This is a genomic window from Flavobacterium covae (assembly GCF_001534645.1).
Lineage (GTDB): Bacteria > Bacteroidota > Bacteroidia > Flavobacteriales > Flavobacteriaceae > Flavobacterium > Flavobacterium covae.
In genome coordinates this window covers 1,077,285-1,095,983 of record NZ_CP013992.1, presented here as the reverse complement: position 1 = coordinate 1,095,983, position 18,699 = coordinate 1,077,285, and the positions used below count along the sequence as shown (strand labels likewise).

15 protein-coding genes are annotated in these 18,699 nt (G+C 29.2%); 5 read left to right on the top strand and 10 right to left on the bottom strand.

Features of this window, described 5'->3' with window-relative positions; all coding sequences use genetic code 11:
* Nucleotides 1-6: 6 nt before the first annotated feature.
* The 5 genes from AWN65_RS04780 to AWN65_RS04760 all read right to left on the bottom strand — a co-directional run bounded on the left by AWN65_RS04780 (nucleotide 7) and on the right by AWN65_RS04760 (nucleotide 5,009).
* On the bottom strand, nucleotides 7-363 hold the full coding sequence (locus tag AWN65_RS04780) for a 2TM domain-containing protein (RefSeq protein WP_060382121.1): 357 nt from the start codon (nucleotides 361-363) through the stop codon (nucleotides 7-9).
* A gap of 9 nt (nucleotides 364-372) precedes the next feature.
* The gene (locus AWN65_RS04775; RefSeq protein WP_060382120.1) at nucleotides 373-672 is read right to left on the bottom strand and encodes a 2TM domain-containing protein; all 300 of its coding nucleotides are present in this window, start codon (nucleotides 670-672) and stop codon (nucleotides 373-375) included.
* Between the two features lie 39 nt (nucleotides 673-711).
* Complete coding sequence (locus AWN65_RS04770; RefSeq protein ID WP_060382119.1) at nucleotides 712-2,046, bottom strand: histidine kinase; 1,335 nt, start codon at nucleotides 2,044-2,046, stop codon at nucleotides 712-714.
* A 30-nt stretch (nucleotides 2,047-2,076) separates the two neighbouring features.
* Nucleotides 2,077-2,700, bottom strand: a complete 624-nt coding sequence (locus AWN65_RS04765; protein ID WP_060382118.1) for a hypothetical protein — start codon at nucleotides 2,698-2,700, stop codon at nucleotides 2,077-2,079.
* A 155-nt stretch (nucleotides 2,701-2,855) separates the two neighbouring features.
* On the bottom strand, nucleotides 2,856-5,009 hold the full coding sequence (locus AWN65_RS04760) for a TonB-dependent receptor (protein WP_060382117.1): 2,154 nt from the start codon (nucleotides 5,007-5,009) through the stop codon (nucleotides 2,856-2,858).
* A 293-nt stretch (nucleotides 5,010-5,302) separates the two neighbouring features.
* On the opposite strand from AWN65_RS04760, the gene AWN65_RS04755 reads away from it, so the two are divergent.
* Nucleotides 5,303-6,019, top strand: coding sequence for a potassium channel family protein (locus tag AWN65_RS04755; protein ID WP_060382116.1), 717 nt, complete (start codon nucleotides 5,303-5,305; stop codon nucleotides 6,017-6,019).
* Between the two features lie 294 nt (nucleotides 6,020-6,313).
* Here AWN65_RS04755 and AWN65_RS04750 read toward each other — a convergent pair whose 3' ends face one another.
* From AWN65_RS04750 to AWN65_RS04730, 5 genes are all read right to left on the bottom strand, one after another.
* A complete protein-coding gene (locus AWN65_RS04750) occupies nucleotides 6,314-6,628 on the bottom strand; it encodes a rhodanese-like domain-containing protein (protein ID WP_060382115.1) in 315 nt (104 codons plus the stop codon).
* A gap of 321 nt (nucleotides 6,629-6,949) precedes the next feature.
* Complete coding sequence (gene lpdA, locus AWN65_RS04745) at nucleotides 6,950-8,338, bottom strand: dihydrolipoyl dehydrogenase (RefSeq protein ID WP_060382114.1); 1,389 nt, start codon at nucleotides 8,336-8,338, stop codon at nucleotides 6,950-6,952.
* A gap of 617 nt (nucleotides 8,339-8,955) precedes the next feature.
* Nucleotides 8,956-11,343, bottom strand: a complete 2,388-nt coding sequence (locus AWN65_RS04740; RefSeq protein ID WP_060382113.1) for an endonuclease — start codon at nucleotides 11,341-11,343, stop codon at nucleotides 8,956-8,958.
* A gap of 82 nt (nucleotides 11,344-11,425) precedes the next feature.
* Nucleotides 11,426-12,541, bottom strand: coding sequence for an endonuclease (locus AWN65_RS04735; protein ID WP_060382112.1), 1,116 nt, complete (start codon nucleotides 12,539-12,541; stop codon nucleotides 11,426-11,428).
* A 20-nt stretch (nucleotides 12,542-12,561) separates the two neighbouring features.
* Entirely contained in the window at nucleotides 12,562-13,776 is a 1,215-nt protein-coding gene (locus AWN65_RS04730) for an RsmB/NOP family class I SAM-dependent RNA methyltransferase (protein WP_060382111.1), read from the bottom strand.
* 255 nt (nucleotides 13,777-14,031) lie between these two features.
* On the opposite strand from AWN65_RS04730, the gene AWN65_RS04725 reads away from it, so the two are divergent.
* Genes AWN65_RS04725 through AWN65_RS04710 form a run of 4 tightly spaced genes read left to right on the top strand, consistent with a single transcriptional unit; the run spans nucleotide 14,032 to nucleotide 18,660 of the window.
* Nucleotides 14,032-14,655 carry a TetR/AcrR family transcriptional regulator gene (locus tag AWN65_RS04725; protein ID WP_060382110.1) on the top strand — a complete coding sequence of 208 codons (624 nt, stop codon included), beginning with the start codon at nucleotides 14,032-14,034 and terminating at the stop codon, nucleotides 14,653-14,655.
* Nucleotides 14,652-15,971 (top strand): TolC family protein, encoded by a 1,320-nt coding sequence (locus tag AWN65_RS04720; protein ID WP_060382109.1) that lies wholly within the window; start codon nucleotides 14,652-14,654, stop codon nucleotides 15,969-15,971. Before AWN65_RS04725 ends, AWN65_RS04720 begins: the two co-directional genes overlap by 4 nt.
* A 9-nt stretch (nucleotides 15,972-15,980) precedes the next feature.
* A complete protein-coding gene (locus tag AWN65_RS04715) occupies nucleotides 15,981-17,066 on the top strand; it encodes an HlyD family secretion protein (protein WP_060382108.1) in 1,086 nt (361 codons plus the stop codon).
* Between the two features lie 10 nt (nucleotides 17,067-17,076).
* Complete coding sequence (locus tag AWN65_RS04710) at nucleotides 17,077-18,660, top strand: DHA2 family efflux MFS transporter permease subunit (protein WP_060382107.1); 1,584 nt, start codon at nucleotides 17,077-17,079, stop codon at nucleotides 18,658-18,660.
* Nucleotides 18,661-18,699 lie beyond the last annotated feature (39 nt).

Sequence of the window (18,699 nt, the reverse complement as noted above, 5' to 3'; positions counted from 1 at the left end):
TATAGATTAATTCCATTGCTTTTTATTTTGTTGCTCTTGTTTTATTAATTCTTGTATTTTTTTTTGTTCCCACTTAGAGCCTAAAATCATATTGGGTAAAAATACGGATAATCCGTGTGCAAGTAAACCTATTCCCCAAAAAAATGCTGTGTAAAAATAATGCCATTCTAAATAACTTTCATTTTCTTTTATATTTTGAATATTTGCTATATAAAGTATTGTATTAATAAATATATATATTATTAAATGGGTATAAAATCCTTTTATTTTCTTTACTTGTTTATAAGCTTCTAAATAACGAGATTCTTCTTCATTTGTAGGGATAAAATGTTTCATTTTTTTATATTCTTCTCTATTTTCCATTCTTTTTGTTTATTTATTATTATTTCTTTTTTTTTCTTCTTCTATGAGTTCTTGAATTTTTCGCTCTTCCCAATTCTTACTAATAAAAGAAAAGTCATAAACTTTTAAACCATGAAAAAACAAGCCTATCCCCCAACCTAGCATTGGATAAAAAAACCAAATATGATTTGATGAATATTTTAGGTTTATAAAAATGAAAAAAGTATTTATACATAAATAAGAAATAAGATGTGAGTAAAAATCTTTGATTTCTTTTACTTTTTTCCTTGCTTTTTCATAACGTTGAAAACCATCATTAAAATTTTCCATTTTTTTATAATTTTATCTAAAAATTATTATATCATTTTACTAATCCCATTTTTTATTTTGAAGATTTTCTTTTCTTAGAATTTCTTTAATCTTTCGTTCTTCCCAATTTTTTCCATAACCAAAAACTTCTATAGCATGAAAAAATAATCCCATTCCCCAACCTATTAGTGGAAACCAAAACCAATTAAAATTTGATGTTTTTGAATTGATTAATATTAAAAAAGGAATTATACTACAATAGGATATTAAATTTGCATAAAAAGATTTTATTTTTTCTACTCTTTCTTTAGCTTTAGTAAAGGCTAAATTTTCGTTATAAATATCTTGTGTTTCCATAATAGTAATCTGTTTTGTTAAAATAGGAATATAAACCCTAAAACAAGTACCTGTTTGTTGAATTAAAACTTTCCGATAAGAAATTAATTCATAACGATTAATAATATTTTGTAAGCCCACTCCTTTATGTTTTTGTAATACTTCTTTTTTTTGTAAATTATTTTCTACTACTAAATAATTGTTTTCTATAAAAATTTTTATGTACAATGTTTTTTTTTCGCTTGCTACATTATGTTTAATGGTATTTTCTAAAAGTAACTGAAGAGAAAGAGGAACAACTCTAGCGTCTGAATTATTAAAATCTACGGGCAATTCAAAGCTCAAACTATTTTCAAATCTCATTTTAAGTAAATTCATATATGTTTTTGCAAAAGATAATTCTTCTTCTACAGGTACTAATTCTTTATCTTTTTGTTCTAAAACATATCTATAAATTTTAGATAATGAGCTAGTAAACCGTTGTGCTTGTTCTGGATTTTCTTCAATTAAGGAACTTAAAACATTTAAACTATTGAATAAAAAATGAGGATCTATTTGATTTTTTAATGTTTCAAATTTAGCAGAAGCTGTACCCGCTATTACTTTTTGTTCTGTGAGTTTATATTCTTGATAATTTTTATAGAAATGGAATAAATATAGACCTAAAGTAACAATTAAGGTAATAACCATAGAAACCACATAATTAGATGCTTTTTCATTTTTTATAAATTCTAAAAATGTTTCATCATCTATCATAACACTTTCAAAAATTCTTAAAAGAAAAATCATAAATAGAGAAACAACAAAAGAAGTTGCACTTCCTAAAATAAGTCGCTTTGGAGCAAATCTATTTTCTTTAAACAGACGATCAAAAAAGACAAAAACAATACCATTAGCGTAATACAAACTTATTCCATAAAGAAAAGCATAAAAAAAGCTCCATTTTAAATAAGTCCAAGTTATAATTGCCCCATTAAGATAGTTGATAAATAACAATGCTAGTCCTATAAAAAAGCTAATTAGAATAGCTGTAGGTATTGTTTTGATCCATTTATTCATTTGATGTCTTTTTATTCTATTTTTATTTTATTATTTACAAGTAGTTGCAACTTGTTTTGCTCTTTCAAATCCCCATTTTGGGTGTAAGGGTGATTCAGGTTTAAAATTAGCAAAAAGTTCTAATGACCGATTTATTTCTTCACATAATGGCTTTGTATCAACTCCTGTCCACTTAGCACCTCCTAATTCAAACTCTGCCTTTCCAAAAACAGCACGTGGGTTATTAGGGTTAATGATTAAAGCTGTTTGGTATTCAGTCATGATTAATGGTGAATATTTTATAGAATTATTCATAGGATCTTGAACTAAAGTTACTAGATAGATTAGTGCTTGTAATACATTGATTTCATCGTTTTTAAGACTTTTATTTTTAGCACTTTCTAAGGCTGTTTGTGCTTTATTTATTAGATCTGTACTTTTTTCTTTATTTATTGGATTAAATGCTTCTGTGCAATTAATCAAAGCAATGTAATAATCTGGTAACCATTCTTTTTTTTCAGCGAATGCTATTCGTTCAAAAATAGCAGATGCTTCCATTGTTTTCCCTTCTTTCCAAATTGCTAATGCTTTTCCCATGGTTTGTTCATATTTCCCTTCTTGTCCAAAGATTACTGAACTGATTATAAATGCTAAAAATGTTAAAAGACGTACCATAATTTTTAAATTTAATTGTTTTTGAATATTCTATTTTTTCTATTTCAAAATTACTGTAAGTAGTATGTTTTAAAAACGAATTCTAGCTGAACTGTAATTTTTTATAGATGGATTGTTATTAATTGATAAATAACAACAACACTCTTTTTTAAAATCTATAAATTTTCTAATTGATTGTTTTTTTTGTCTTTACTTATTGTCCAAAAAAAGCCTATAAAGAAAAAACGATTAGCTGGTTGAGCAATAGTTTCTCTTTGAAAAACACCGCTTGAATCTGCTTTTGAGGCGTATTGATAACCAAAAACATTATCGCGTCCTAAAACATTTGATATTGAGAAATAAAGTATTTTTTGAGTTGTTAATAAATAAGCCCAACTAAGACTTAAATTATTATAGGCTTTGGTTTTGCCATTCATAAACTGTGATTCGTTGGGATTGTTATAAGGTCTACCTGTAGCAAAACTATTTGTTATACTTATTTGGGATTTCCAGTCTTCTATCCAATATTTACCGACTAATGATAAGGTATGATTAGCTACAAAGGAGGGAGTTACTTCATACGAATAATTTTTAAAATCCCGCTTACTATCAATGTAGCTATAACTTATCCAATATTCTAGTTTTTTAAACGTATTATTATCTCTCCAAAATAGATCTATTCCTTGTGCATACCCATGTCCTGTATTAGTAAATTGCGAATTATATAAAGGTTGTATTGTATTATATTTTATAAGGTTTTTGTAGTTTTTAAAATATAATTCGGCACGAAGTGTTCTTTTATTGGCAGTATATAAATAATTTAGAATATAATGATGTGTGTTTTCAAAGTCTAATGAAGCTGTATATTTTAAATAATCTTGTTTAGGTGCTTGATGAAAATCACCATAGGCAAATGAAAATTGGTTATTTTTTGAAATTTTATAGGCTAGTGATGCTCTTGGTTCTAATACCTTTTGGTTTATCAAACTATTGTATGTAAAACGAGTACCTAATTTTAATGCAAAATCATTTGATAGGTACAAATCTGATTCTGCAAATAATGCTCCTATTTGGCTTTGATAACCTAATTTATATTCTGTTTTATTTTCAAGTGTGTATTTTTCATTAAAGCGAGTATAAAAATAATCTCCACCAAAGGATAATGTAAATCTATTTGAAAATTTTTTATCTATTTTTAATTTTAGATGTGTTGCCAATTCTTTTGTATATAAATCATCTTGTTTCACGAACATATTTATTTCATTTCTACCTAAACTCCCCCCTGTTGTAAGGATCCAATTATCCATAAACGTTTTTTTATAGAAAGAGTTTAGATATAGATTGTTATTAGTATTATGAATTCTTTTTAAGATTAATGTACCTATTTCTGTTTGATTTAAATCAAATGAAGAATGATCTAATGCTACATAAAACTTAAAAATTCCATTATTTAATTTTTGTCTTAAAACACTTTCTCCTCCCAAAGTCTGATAGGGTTTATTCCATTGAATATTTTGGGGAATTAACCATTGATAAGGTCCTAAATTAATATAGGAGGTATTTAAACTTAATGAACCTTTTTTCCATTTTTTAGTCTTACCTATTGAGGTGCCTACTGACATGATTCCAAAATCAGCTTTTTCTATTTCTGGTTCATTAATTGTATTCATTAGCAAAACGCTCGATAAAGCATCTCCAAATTCTGCTGAATAACCTCCTGTCGAAAATGTCATTCCATTGAACAATAAGGGAGAAAATCGGCTTCGAGTAGGCAAATTGTTTGGTGTAACCCCATAAGGTTGCGCTACTCTAATTCCATCTATGTAAGTTTGTGTTTCATCACTTTCGCCACCTCTAACAAACAAACGGCCGCTTTCTCCATTTATTTGTGCTCCTGGCATTGTCTGAAAAGCTCCTACAACATCACCTAAGGCACCAGCTGTAGTTAATATATCTAGTGGTTTTAAGGCTGATACTTTGCTATTATCTCCTGCCTTAATAGTTCCCGCAGTAATTGTTACAGCATCTAAGGCATTTATAGTAGTTTTTAAGATGTAGGTGTTTGTTTGATTTTTTTCTATGTTTATTGGCACTTTTAATTCATCAAACCCTAACTGATTTATAATTAAGTTTTGTACTCCTTTTTCATAGGTTTCAAAATAAAAAGTTCCATCTATTAAGGTTATACTTCCATCATAAGTTCCTTCTATAAAAACGTTAGCACCTGATATAACATGTTGTTTTTTATCGATCACTTTTCCTTCTATTTTAGTTTGTGAAAGAGAAAGAGTACTAAAAACAATCATTAAAAAATTTACTATTTTTTTCATTGATTTCGTTATTTTACTGTCCAAAATTGAAAAACTATAAATTCTAAAAAAATTATTTAATACTGAATTGTAAATTCTAATGACTGAATTGTTATTTCTTATTTTATAATAAATACTCTATACTACTTGTTCTAATAACTTTGCTTTTATTAATAATGGTATCTTTTGAAAATGTATATTTGTAATTCTACAGCTTTTAGAAATGTTTTTATAGGATTCATCTTTATTTATTATGTTTTCAAAATTGAATCATTTCTAAAATATTTATCTTTTAACATTGTAATATTTTTACCATGCCTTTAAAACATTTTTATAAAAAACTAATTTTAGGGAAACAACATAAAAAAGATAAGCCTAAACATGATCCTATAAAAAAACGAATACTAAATATCCTTTCTATATGGAATAATGATCATCAGGATGATAGCGGTATTGAAAAAATTGTACGTTTACTTTTATCTTCTTCTCAGCTGCTTTTTCCTGGAATTTATATAAAGCAGCTTGCGCACAAAATAAATTTTGAGTACGAAGACATTACTATAGATTTTTATGTAGTGGCAAAGGTTGTTTTTCCACTTATTATATTAATAAATGGATGGCAAAATAATATCTTTATCATTAGTATAATGATTTATCTTTTACTAGAAACTTTTTTTTATATTCCTACTTTAATATTTGCTTCAGATTTGTTTTCAAGACCTCGTTCATATAAACGTTCTATGTTACTATTATTTTTAAATTATGCCGAAGTTGTTATTGGATTTGGGGTATTATATGCTATGGGTAATCAAATGAATAAGCCTTTTAAACATTGGTTTGAGCCTATTTATTTTAGTCTTATTACATCTAATTCTATAGGATATGGCGATTTTCATCCTATAACTTTATTAGGACGGGTTTTAGTAAGTATACAATCTATGTTTTTTTTATCTTTTGTTGTTTTATTTTTAAATTTCTTTTCTACTAAGGTCAAAGTTAAAGGCTACTTTGATCATGAAGGAGAATCGTAATTTGATTTTTTCTTTAAAAAAGAAAATTCCATTTTGATTTATTTAATCAAAATGGAATTTTAGTCTAAAAAATTTTTATTGCTTTTCTAGATGTCTATTTTTAACCTTGAGACTGTCCAAAAATTTCGCAATCTTGTTCATTTCGACCAAATAAAAAAACAAATCGAGAATTTTACTTTTTAATTCAGTATACTTTAAATTTAAATGGTATAACTTCTCTAAAATTAGTTTTATAACATAATACAAAACAAAAAAGCTATCTAAAAGTAGCTTTTTTGTAAAATCTTTAAATTTTTATTTCAATTGATCTACTGGACCATTCCACTCTGAAAAACCTCCTATTAGATTATATGTAACATTAAATCCCATTTGATTCATTATATTACATGCTTGTGCACTACGCCCTCCTGCTTTACAGTATACATAGTAATTTTTAGTTTTATCTAATTCTTCTATTTGATAAATAAAACCTTGACCTTTATAAATGTCTATATTTACAGCATTAGGAATAATTCCATCTATACACTCATCCGCCGTACGCACATCTAATACGACTGCATTAGTATCTTCTTGTAATTTAGTCCACCAATCTTCTTGCTTTAAATCCATAATATTTGTTTTTATCAAATTTAAAAAAGATCTATAATTTTTCAACTAAAAAAAATCTAAAACTTTCTTGATATTATTTAATTATACTTAATTTTAAATTATTTTATATTTAAAAAATATTTTTTATTACCTCTTTTTAAATAGGTAATGTAATTGAAAGAAAATATAAAGAGGAGGTCTTAAATTACAATTCAGCGTTTGATTTAGTTATGTTAACTAAAATCTGGTATTAAAACTGTATGCTTTCTCACTTTAATCTAAATGAAAAAATTTATTTTTTTAAGGCTCCCTCTTTATATCTATTTTTAATGTAATCTTAATTTACAAATGAATAACTTCTCCATAAGCATCTGCAACTGCTTCCATTACAGCCTCACTCATCGTAGGATGCGGATGTACTGCTTTTAGAATTTCGTGTCCTGTAGTTTCTAATTTACGAGCTACAACCGCTTCTGCTATCATATCTGTTACACCAGCACCAATCATGTGACAACCTAACCACTCGCCATATTTAGCATCAAAAATAACTTTTACAAAACCATCTTTTGTTCCTGCTGCTGATGCTTTACCAGATGCCGAAAACGGAAATTTTCCTACTTTTATTTCGTATCCTTTTTCTCTAGCTGCTTTTTCTGTTAAACCAACTGAAGCAATTTCTGGAGTTGCATAAGTACAACCTGGTATATTTCCATAGTCTAGTGGCTCAACATGTAGGCCTGCAATTTTTTCAACACAAAGAATTCCTTCTGCTGAAGCAACGTGCGCAAGAGCTTGCCCTGGCGTTACATCACCAATAGCATAATATCCTGGTATATTTGTTTGATAGTAATCATTTACTAAAATTTTATCGCGATCAGTTGCAATTCCAACATCTTCTAATCCTATTCCCTCAATATTGGTTTTAATTCCTACTGCAGAAAGTACGATGTCAGCTTCTAGTATTTCTTCTCCTTTAGTGGTTTTAACTGTTGCTTTTACTCCCTCTCCTGTAGTATCTACTTTTTCAACTGAAGCATTGGTCATAATATTGATTCCTGCTTTCTTTAAAGAGCGTTCAAATTGTTTTGATACATCTTCATCTTCTACAGGAACGATGTTAGGCATAAATTCAACAATTGTTACTTCAGTTCCCATTGAATTATAAAAATGCGCAAATTCTACTCCAATAGCTCCAGATCCTACCACAATCATTTTTTTAGGTTGTTCAGACAATGTCATTGCTTGACGGTATCCAATTACCTTTTTACCATCTTGTGGTAAATTAGGTAATTCACGTGAACGAGCACCTGTAGCTATAATAATATGATCAGCAGCATATTCGGTAATTTGACCTTCTTTATTTATAACTTCTATTTTTTTTCCTGGTTTAACCTTTCCAAAACCGTCAATTACATCAATTTTATTTTTCTTCATTAAAAACTGAACTCCTTTGCTCATTCCTTCAGCAACACCTCTTGAACGAGTAATTACAGCACCAAAATCTTTATCTACATTATCCGCTTTTAAACCATAGTCAGAAGCGTGTTTTAGGTAATCAAAAACTTGAGCGGACTTTAATAAGGCTTTTGTTGGAATACATCCCCAATTTAAACAGATACCTCCCAAGTTTTCTTTTTCAATAACAGCTACTTTAAAGCCTAATTGAGATGCACGAATAGCAGTAACGTAACCACCTGGTCCACTACCTAAAACTATAATATCGTATTTCATTTTATTTTGATTTTTCAAGTTTTTCAGAGCACGAAAATAAATATAATTTATGGTATAATAAAAAAATACATCAATTATGTTTTTATGTTTAATTATAGAATTAATATAACATCATTTAAACTTAAAATATACTGGATTAAAAGCAAAATTCTCAATATGTTTTTTCATTTTAAAACAACTCAAACAAACGGTTAAGTATATAATTGAAATCATCATTAGTTCGAGCCCAAAGCGCATCGAGAACCAACACTAACTTTTATTGTTTTTGTAGGATAGTACCTAAATCAACATACAGTTTGTCACTCTGACGTAAGGAGGAGTTTCATAATAAACATTATGTGGTTTCTCCTTTGTGATGAAGATAAAAAGGGCAAAGAAGATAAAACGGATGGAAATTTTTATTTGTAATAAATTTCTAATATTAAACTAGGGGCATATAAAAAAAAGGGGCTAAAAAGTAATAATTTAACGTTATAATATTATAATTTCTCTTATTTTAGAAGTCATATATTAGACGTTATATCATTTCAACTGTTCATCTCATTCGTGTCTTCCTTTGGTCGAAAATGACAAGGTTATAACTTTTTATCCCTCTTTTTTAATTTTATAGTATTTTTTTATTCTACTACAACTTGTTTAATAATAGAGTTTTCATTTTGATTTATTTTTACTAAATAAATTCCTTTAGATAAATCGTTAACAGAAATTGATCCAGAAGTAATTTCTGTAATTTCATGAATTTTTTGACCTAAGGTAGTATAAATTTCAACTGTATATCTATCTGATAAATCTTCGAAAATTATTTCAAAGTTTCCGTTTGTTGGATTTGGATATAATTTTATATTTATTTCTTTTTTATTTTGGTTTGATTTTCCTATTCTATTTCCTAAACCCGAACAAATATCAACTCCGTATATATCCCAATCAGTATTTTTATTGAAGGTAGTACTTGGTACAACCGCTGTTTCTTTTCTTCTCATTGTTTCATCTATTGAAAAATCAGCAGTACCTCCGTTAAATTTACCAATAATATCTATTAGAATACCATTTTTAAACAACCCTATAGCGTCATTACCGTTATAAGCCATTTCTCCAGCAGTGGTTGATAAATTGGCTAATGTAGAAGAATAGCAAGATGACGCTATTAAACTATTTACAATTACAAATTTTTGATTATCTGCTAATGTACCTGCTAATTTTAAACCTGTACTCCATGAACCAGATCCGTTGGTTTGTTTTTTTATTACGTAAGAAGATAAACTAACAGCAACACCTGTTTTATTTGTAATTTCTAAAGCTTTATTATTTGAAGATCCTTCTAAATATTCTGAAAAATATAAATCAGAAACAGAAGTAACATTAGCTTTTGTAGTAACATTTAATAGATTACTTGAACTTGAAACATTTCTTGCTGCATCTTTTGCTTTTACTGTAAATGAATAATTACTGGAAGCTGTTAATCCTGTTATAGTAGCATTAGTATTTGTAACAGATGTTTTTAATATTGTTCCTTGATATACATCATATCCTGTTACTCCTATGTTGTCTGTTGAAGCTCCCCATGATAATGTACAAGTTGTTGTTGTAATATTTGAAGCAATTAAGTTCGTAGGATTTGAAGGCGCAATCGTATCAGCACCAGTAGCTGTTGTAACATTTAATACACTACTTGATCCTGAAACATTCCCTACTGCGTCTTTTGCTTTTACTGTAAATGAATAATTACTGGAAGCTGTTAATCCTGTTATAGTAGCATTAGTATTTGTAACAGATGTTTTTAATATTGTTCCTTGATATACATCATATCTTGTTACTCCTATGTTGTCTGTTGAAGCTCCCCATGATAATGTACAAGTTGTTGTTGTAATATTTGAAGCAATTAAGTTCGTAGGATTTGAAGGCGCAATCGTATCAGCACCAGTAGCTGTTATAACATTTAATGTAGTACTTGCATTTGACAAATTCCCTGCTGCGTCTTTTGCTTTTACTGTAAATGAATAAGAAGTAGAAGCTTTTAATCCTGTTATAATAGCATTAGTACCTGTAACCGTTATTTTTAGAGCATCATTTAGATACACATTATAACTAGTTACACCAACATTATCTGTAGATGCAGTCCATGATAAAGTACAAGCGGTCGTTGTTATTCCTGAAGATGTCAGATCAGACGGTACGGTAGGGGCTATCGTATCAGCAGTAGAACCTCCCCAAATAAGGTTTACATAATTAGGATTATCAATAAATGGGTTTCGATTACCTTGGCGAGCATAAATAGCATTATTTCTAGCAATCTCTCTAGCACTTACAGGATCTTGTGCATGCCATTTTAATAACATATCTAAGAAAGGTTTTGCAAAAACTTGATTTGAAGTTCTGTTAAACATTTCATAAGAAGAATAATTAGCAACTGTATTTTCATAGCGTGTAGCAAAATAAAAATACATACGAGCAATATCTCCTTTAAATTCATTAATTGGTTCAAAAACGGTACCTGTATAACCTGAAACAGCACTTGATCCTAATTTCCCTCCATTTCTTGATGTCCAGTTAGCAACAGCTACCATACCATGAGGATAATTAGATCGCATTCCATTAACCTTACCATCAGTAGGTGGAATAAAATGTGCATCGGATACCATAGGTGCTGCATTATTAAAAACGGATTGCGGAATCATGTGTTCTCGATTATAACATCCACCTTCTCCTGAATAAGTTCCACACTGGTTTGTACCATATTGGTATACATAAGGATCTACTCCTGTAGGGTTTTCAGAATAAACATCAATGATTGAATTATCATTTTCGTATTCTTTATCTCTATCAGAAGTTTGATAAGTAGTCCAAAGTCCAGCATACCCTTTATCCGTATGGTCTTTGATAATATTATACAATTGTGTTTTTAAGGTATAACCAGAACCTGTAGCGGAACTGTAATAACCTGAGGGTGCCTGTGCATGCCCCACTAATGCACAAAAAAGTGCAAAAAAAGTAGTTTTTGATTTCATTGGTTGTTTTTAAATTGTTTTGGGTGTATAATTAATTTATTAAAAAACATAGATATAAAAAAAGTGGCGCATAGCCACTTTGTTATTGTACGATAATTTTTTTCGTTATAGATTGCGTTCCTGCAGTCAATTTCAATAAATAGAATCCTTTAGACAAACCTGTTAAATCATAACTTATTCCTTTCTTTATAGGATTTTTTTCTTTTTGTATTAATTGTCCATTTATATTATATACCTGAATTTCATCTAATTGAATTTCTGAATTAATAATAATTAATTCTCCATTGGATGGATTGGGATATAAACTAACATTGGTTTGTAATTCAACTTCAACATTAGATAAAGCTTGACATTGTGCTGACCATATTTGGCAAACATATTCTGGATGATCTATAAAAGGATTTCTATTATGTTGTGCTGCACAAACTGCATTATTTCTATCAATTTCTTTTTGGCTAACGGGATCTTGAAGATGCCAAGCAATCATTAGGTCTAGATACCATTTTTCATAAACTTGATCATTAGATCCATCTAAAACAGCATTTGCATCAACTGTGATATTTTGCCAGTTTGAAATTTTATCTTCATAGCGTGTAGCCATATAAAAATAATTTCTTGCTATATCTCCTTTATATTGATCTGCAGGTTCAAAGACGGTAAGATTAGTGGGTGTGTTGGGAGCTGTACAAATTCCTATTTTGGAATTATTATTTGTTATATAAGTAGGATTATTTCCTACTATTCCATAAGGCATACTTCCTCTCATTCCATTATCTTTTTTATCAGTAGGCATAACATGAAATGCGTCTGTATACATGGGCATACCTGATGAACCGCCAAACCAACTTTTAGGAAAAGTATGTTCTCTGTTATATCTTTCGCATTCAACTTTCCCTCCTTTTCCGTCATCTTGATTACCTCCTGTTAAGAGGGGAGCTCCAAAAACAAAATTACAGTTTGAATATATATCCCAGACTTTTCCATCAGAATTTACATCCGAAGTATAGTATAAATTCCATAAACCGGGCGTATAACTAATTACTGTATGATCTTTAATAATATTATAAAGCTGTGTTTTTAAAATATAGCCCACTCCTGTTGCGGAAGAATAATACGTTTTTAAATCATTAGGACAGTTTTGTCCTACTCCAAAAAAGGAACTGAAAATAAAAATAAAAAAAAGGCAATTCTTTTTCATATATTGATTAAAAACTTATATTAAGATTTTTTTTCTAATAATGCCATATAAAACCCATCAAACCCTGTTTGATGTGCTAATATTTTGTAATCTTTAATTAAAGTAAAATTTTGACCGTTTTCTGTTGCTAAAAATTTTTGAATTTGTTCTTGATTTTCAGATGGTAATATAGAGCAAGTGGCATATACTAACTTTCCTCCTGGCTTAACTATTTTAGAATAATTTTCTAAAACTTCAGCTTGTACTTTTCGAATATTATCTATAAATTCTGGTTGTAATTTCCACTTACTATCTGGATTTCGTTTTAAAACGCCTAAGCCACTACAAGGAGCATCTATCAATACACGATCAGCAGTTCCATGAAGTTTTTTGATTGTTTTAGAATTTTCAATTACACGAGTTTCAATATTATGAACACCGTTACGACGTGCTCTTAATTTTAATTGATTTAATTTACTTTCGTATAAATCTAAAGCAATTAATTGTCCTTTATTTTGCATAATAGACGCTAAATGGAGTGTTTTGCCTCCAGCTCCTGCGCAAGTGTCTACTACACGCATACCTGGTTGAACATCTAACAATGGGGCAACTAATTGTGATGAAGCGTCTTGTACTTCAAAAAGACCTTCTTTAAAGGCTTCTGTTAAGAATACATTTGCGCGTTCTTTTAATACTAGGGCATCAGGCTGATCTTTTAAAAATTCCGTTTCTATATTCAAATCCATCAGGATCGCACGTAACTTTTCTTTGGTTGTTTTTAAAGTATTAACCCGTAGGATTACTTTTGCTTGCTCATTCTGAGCCTTAATTTCTTTACTCCAAAGATCTTCTCCTAATTCCTTTACACAAAGAGTATCCATCCAGTCTGGAATAGACTCTTTTATAACTCTTTTTTTAGATAATTCGTCAAAACGTCCTTTTATTTTACGTTCTGGAGTACCTTGTAACTGAGTCCAATCAGGTATAGGATAACCTCTTAAAACAGCCCAAGCAGCAAACATTCTCCATAAATTTTCACGATTATAAGGTTCTTTAACATCTCCGATTTCAGCATATAAACGTTTCCATCTTACTATTTCATAGATTGTTTCAGCTACAAACTTTCTATCAGCACTCCCCCATCTTTTATCTTTTTTTAGAGCTCTAGCTACTACTTTATCAGCGTATTCTCCTTCATTAAAAATAGCATTTAAAGAGTCTATAGTCGTGTAAACAAGGTTTCTATGTAATCGCATATCATTATTTTTGAGGGCGCAAATATATGATAAAGTTATAAGCTTATAAACACTCTATGGTATTTTATTTTGAAAAATTAAAAGATATTCTTCGTTTTTTTTAAATTAAAACATTAATTCTGTAAAATCATTTCATTTTTTAAATAGTTATAAGGATATTTATGAAAACAGTAAATGTTAAAAAAATGTTAAAACAATTTCAAACAACCGATTAAAACAAACAATCGTTTAGTTTTGCCGAAAATTATTATAATCATGGGAACACATCCATTTAACGATAAACAAATTGCCATATTAGAAGTAGTTGAAAAACTATTTGCGGAGAAAGGATTTGACGGAACGTCTGTAAGAGATATTGCAAAAGCTGCAAACATCAACGTAGCTATGATTTCTTATTATTTTGGTTCTAAAGAAAAATTATTGGAAGGAATCGTCCTTTATCGTTCAGCAGGTTTAAATTTTCAAATGGAAAATATTCGAAATAGCGAAACAAGTCCTTTTGAAAAATTAGATAATTTAGTTGAATTTTATGTTGCAATAATACACAATAATAAATCTATTTATCAAATAATAAATATGGAGTTCAATAATCAAAAAAGAAAAATTGATTTTGAACTGATAAACGAAGCTAAAGAAGGTAATTATATTGAACTCAATAGAGTAATTAAAGAAGGGCAAGAACAAGGTTTATTTAAAGAGGATATAAACACTTTTTTACTAGCTCCTACTATATTAGGCACCTATTTTCATTTTTATAATAGTCGTTCTTTCTATCAAAAACTAATAGGTATAGAGGATGAAAATCAATGGGAAAATTATATAAATATTGAGCTTACTAAACATATAAAACAAGTTATAAAATCATTAGTAAAAAAATGAATGCAAATAAATTTCTCCCTTTATTGATACTAATAAATTATAATTGGTACGCACAAGAAAGAACCAATTTAAATTTAAAGGATGCTTTAATACTTCTAGAAAAAAACAATAATGAAATTTTATTGGCTCAAACAAAAGCTGATACAAAAAAATTAGAATGGCAACAAGCCAAAGATCATCAGTACCCAGATATTAAAATAGGTGGAAACTATTTTTATCTTACCGAACCAACAATTGATCTAAAACTAAAATTACCTTTTCATTCTTCAGTAAACCCATCTAATATAAACCAATTTATGATGGGGCAAGCAAATGTTAGTGTACCTCTATTTGCAGGAGGAAAAATTAAAAATAGTATTCAAGTAACAAAAAATTTATATTTAGCTGAAAAAGCAAAGTCATCTAGTACAAAAGAAGATGTTTCACTAAAAGTAATTGAATATTATGCGCAATTATATAGATCATTAAAATCCGTAGAGCTCATAGGCGATAATATTAAAAGTGCTGAGCAACGTGTGAAAGATTTTAAAAATATGGAACAAAACGGAATTATTGCTCGAAATGATCTCCTAAAAGCACAATTACAATTAGCCAAAATCAAACTAAATTTACAGGAAGCAAATAAAAATGTAAATATCACAAACTATGCTCTAACTACATTGCTAAATCTTCCTGAAGGGTATCAAATAGGAATTGATGAACATCAATTTGATGGACAGTCTCCAATTTCTAAAACCATAGACGAACAAGATGCTTTACAAAACAGAAAAGATTTAGAAATTATAAATTACCTACAAAAAGCTAATGAAAATAATATAAAAATAGCACAAAGTAATTATTTTCCTAAAATAGGCTTATCCGCAGGATATATAGCCATGAGTTTACAAAACGTGATAAATGTTACCAATGCAATAAATATAGGCGGTGGGATTTCTTATGATCTAAGCTCTCTATACAAAACTTCAAAAGAAGTAAAAACAGCTAAGAATAAAGCCGAAGAATTAAAACTTACTCAAAATTTATTAAAAGAAGGAATAAAAATTCAAACTCAACAAAGTATAGAAAATTTTAATCTTGCACAAGATCAAAATAAGGTATATCAACAAGCTATAGAGCAAGCAAGTGAAAACTATAGAATTGTTAAGGATAAACATGACAATGGTTTAGCAACAGCTACAGAACTCATTGATGCAGATGTTGAACAATTAAATGCTAAAATAAATTATGCTAATTCTAGAGCAAATGTTCTTTTAAAGTATTATGAAATGCTAGCTACATCAGGTCAACTAACTACATCATTCAATTTAACAAAATAATTTCGTCTTATGGAAACTGAAAAAAAAGCAATTAATAAAAAATTCGCAATCATATTAGGAGCATTAGTAATTGGTGGTGGAAGCTATGGAATTAGTAAATATTTACATGCTCAAACACACGAAGAAACGGACGATGCACAAATAGAAAAAAAAATGACTCCTATTATTCCTCGTGTTTCTGGTTATGTTTCAAAAGTATATGTTAAAGACAATGATTTTGTAAAAAAAGGAGATACTTTATTTGTAATAGACAATCGCGATTATTTAGTAAAAGTAGAAGAAGCTAAAGCCTCATTAGTAGCAGCAGAAAGTACTTTTGAAGTGGCAAAGGCAGATGTAGGAAGTGCCAACGCAAGTGTTGCTGCTTCAGATGCTAATGTAGCTTCTGCACTAGGAACCATTGAAACAGCTAAAATTCGTTTAGAACGTGCTACTAGTGATTATGAGCGATACCATAATCTTTATAAAAATCGTTCTATTACAAAGCAACAATATGAACAGGCTTTAGCTGCTAAATTAGAAGCCGAAAACCAAATAAAAATCTTAACCAATCAACAAAAAGCCAGTAGTTATCAAAAAAATGTAGTAGCATCTAAAGCAATCGTTTCTAATAAACAAACGCAAGTAGCATCTGCTAATATCAGTAGAGCAAAGGCCGCTTTAAATGCCGCTGAATTAAATTTAGAATACACTGTGGTAAAAGCAACTATAGATGGACAAGTTTCTAAAGTAAATATTCAACCAGGTCAATTGGTTAATCAAGGACAATCTCTTTTTTATCTAGTTAATACTGCCGAAACATGGGTAATAGCTAATTTTAAAGAAACACAATTAGGAAAGATGAAAGTAAGCCAAGAAGTAACAATAAAGGTAGATGCTTTTGGAGATCTTGAATTAAAAGGAAAAATTTCTTCCTTTTCGCCAGCTACAGGCTCTCAATTTTCTGTACTTCCTCCTGACAATGCAACTGGAAATTTTGTAAAAACAGTACAAAGAATTCCCGTTAAAATTGAATTCACTAATGATAATGAAAAAGAAAAAATTGAATTACTACGCTCTGGTATGAATGCACATGTAGATGTACACTTAAAATAATAATTCTAAAATGATACAAGACACTACAAATGATCTAGTAGAATATGGCTATAGAAGAATTATGGTAACAATAGTTGCCATACTCTGTTCACTACTAGAAATAGTAGATACGACCATTGTTAATGTAGCTCTTAACGAAATGAAAGGGAGTTTGGGAGCTACGTTAAGCGATGTTTCATGGGTAATTACGGCTTATGCCATAGCCAACGTAATTATTATACCCATGACCAATTGGCTTTCTCAACAATTTGGTAGAAAAAACTATTTTACAGCCTCAATTATTATTTTTACCATTACTTCTTTTTTATGTGGAAACTCAACCAATATCTGGGAACTCGTATTTTTTAGATTTATTCAAGGTCTAGGCGGAGGTGCTTTATTAGTAACTGCACAAACCATTATAACAGAAAGTTATCCTATCAAAAAAAGAGGAATGGCTCAAGCCATTTACGGATTAGGTGTAATCTTAGGTCCTACTTTTGGTCCTCCATTAGGAGGTTACATAGTAGATCATTTTTCTTGGCCTTTTATTTTTTACATCAATATTCCACTCGGAATTATTGCCACCGTTTTGTCTATAATGTATGTAAAAAGCCCTAAATTTAGTATTAAATTAAAAGCAAATCAGGTAGATTGGTTAGGTATTATTTATCTATCCCTATTTGTAGGTTCCCTTCAGTATGTCTTAGAACACGGACAACAAGATGATTGGTTTAATAGTAAAACGATTATTAATTTGTGCATCGTTTCATTATTTGGCTTTGTCTTTTTTATTCATAGAGAATTAACTTACGAGTTTCCAATTGTAAATCTAAAAGTCTTAAAGTATAATTCGCTGCAAATGGGTATTTTGTTTTCCACTATTTTAGGATTTGGAGTCTATACCACAATTTTTGTCATACCTGTATATACCCAATCTATTTTAAGATGGAACGCAACTCAATCAGGACTTTTACTAATTCCTAGTTCATTAATGACTGCATTTGCCATGCCTTTTGTAGGCAAACTATTACAAAAAGAAGTTTCTATAAAGTATTTATTAATCATTGGCTTTACTTGTTTTTCTATTTTTGCTTTTTGGTTATATAACATATTAACTCCTAATACAGGTGAAGAACATTTTTGGTGGCCTTTAATTTTGAGAGGTTTAGGTTTAGGACTCCTTTTTGTACCTGTAACAAGTTATTCTTTAAGTGAACTAACAGGTAAGGATATAGGCGATGGAGCAGCTTTTACAGGGATGTTAAGACAATTAGGAGGATCTTTTGGTATAGCCATTGTTACAACTTTTATTTCTAGATGGGGACAAAAACATAGAGCTCATTTAGTAGCTCATTTAGACAAAACAAACTTTCAAATTCAAAATCAAATAACTATGATCCAAAAAGGTTTCATTGCTAAGGGATATTCCTATAATGAAGCTTTGAACAAAGCATATCAAGTTCTTGAATTAAAAATTATAAAACAATCTAATATATTAGCCTTTATGGATATCTTTATGTATTTAGGCATTTTGTTTTTAATTTGCATTCCTATAGTAGTAGTCATCAAAACTCGAAAATCTAATATTAGTGCTGCAGATGCTATGCACTAAATTTTAAACTATAAAAGTTATAGAAAAAATACTTAAAAT

What these genes read in the sequence shown, in the direction of transcription:
- AWN65_RS04780 (WP_060382121.1), bottom strand. Translation starts at nt 363, where the DNA reads ATGGAAAATAGAGAAGAATATAAAAAAATGAAACATTTTATCCCTACA.
- AWN65_RS04775 (WP_060382120.1), bottom strand. Translation starts at nt 672, where the DNA reads ATGGAAAATTTTAATGATGGTTTTCAACGTTATGAAAAAGCAAGGAAA.
- AWN65_RS04770 (WP_060382119.1), bottom strand. Translation starts at nt 2,046, where the DNA reads ATGAATAAATGGATCAAAACAATACCTACAGCTATTCTAATTAGCTTT.
- AWN65_RS04765 (WP_060382118.1), bottom strand. Translation starts at nt 2,700, where the DNA reads ATGGTACGTCTTTTAACATTTTTAGCATTTATAATCAGTTCAGTAATC.
- AWN65_RS04760 (WP_060382117.1), bottom strand. Translation starts at nt 5,009, where the DNA reads ATGAAAAAAATAGTAAATTTTTTAATGATTGTTTTTAGTACTCTTTCT.
- AWN65_RS04755 (WP_060382116.1), top strand. Translation starts at nt 5,303, where the DNA reads ATGCCTTTAAAACATTTTTATAAAAAACTAATTTTAGGGAAACAACAT.
- AWN65_RS04750 (WP_060382115.1), bottom strand. Translation starts at nt 6,628, where the DNA reads ATGGATTTAAAGCAAGAAGATTGGTGGACTAAATTACAAGAAGATACT.
- lpdA (WP_060382114.1), bottom strand. Translation starts at nt 8,338, where the DNA reads ATGAAATACGATATTATAGTTTTAGGTAGTGGACCAGGTGGTTACGTT.
- AWN65_RS04740 (WP_060382113.1), bottom strand. Translation starts at nt 11,343, where the DNA reads ATGAAATCAAAAACTACTTTTTTTGCACTTTTTTGTGCATTAGTGGGG.
- AWN65_RS04735 (WP_060382112.1), bottom strand. Translation starts at nt 12,541, where the DNA reads ATGAAAAAGAATTGCCTTTTTTTTATTTTTATTTTCAGTTCCTTTTTT.
- AWN65_RS04730 (WP_060382111.1), bottom strand. Translation starts at nt 13,776, where the DNA reads ATGCGATTACATAGAAACCTTGTTTACACGACTATAGACTCTTTAAAT.
- AWN65_RS04725 (WP_060382110.1), top strand. Translation starts at nt 14,032, where the DNA reads ATGGGAACACATCCATTTAACGATAAACAAATTGCCATATTAGAAGTA.
- AWN65_RS04720 (WP_060382109.1), top strand. Translation starts at nt 14,652, where the DNA reads ATGAATGCAAATAAATTTCTCCCTTTATTGATACTAATAAATTATAAT.
- AWN65_RS04715 (WP_060382108.1), top strand. Translation starts at nt 15,981, where the DNA reads ATGGAAACTGAAAAAAAAGCAATTAATAAAAAATTCGCAATCATATTA.
- AWN65_RS04710 (WP_060382107.1), top strand. Translation starts at nt 17,077, where the DNA reads ATGATACAAGACACTACAAATGATCTAGTAGAATATGGCTATAGAAGA.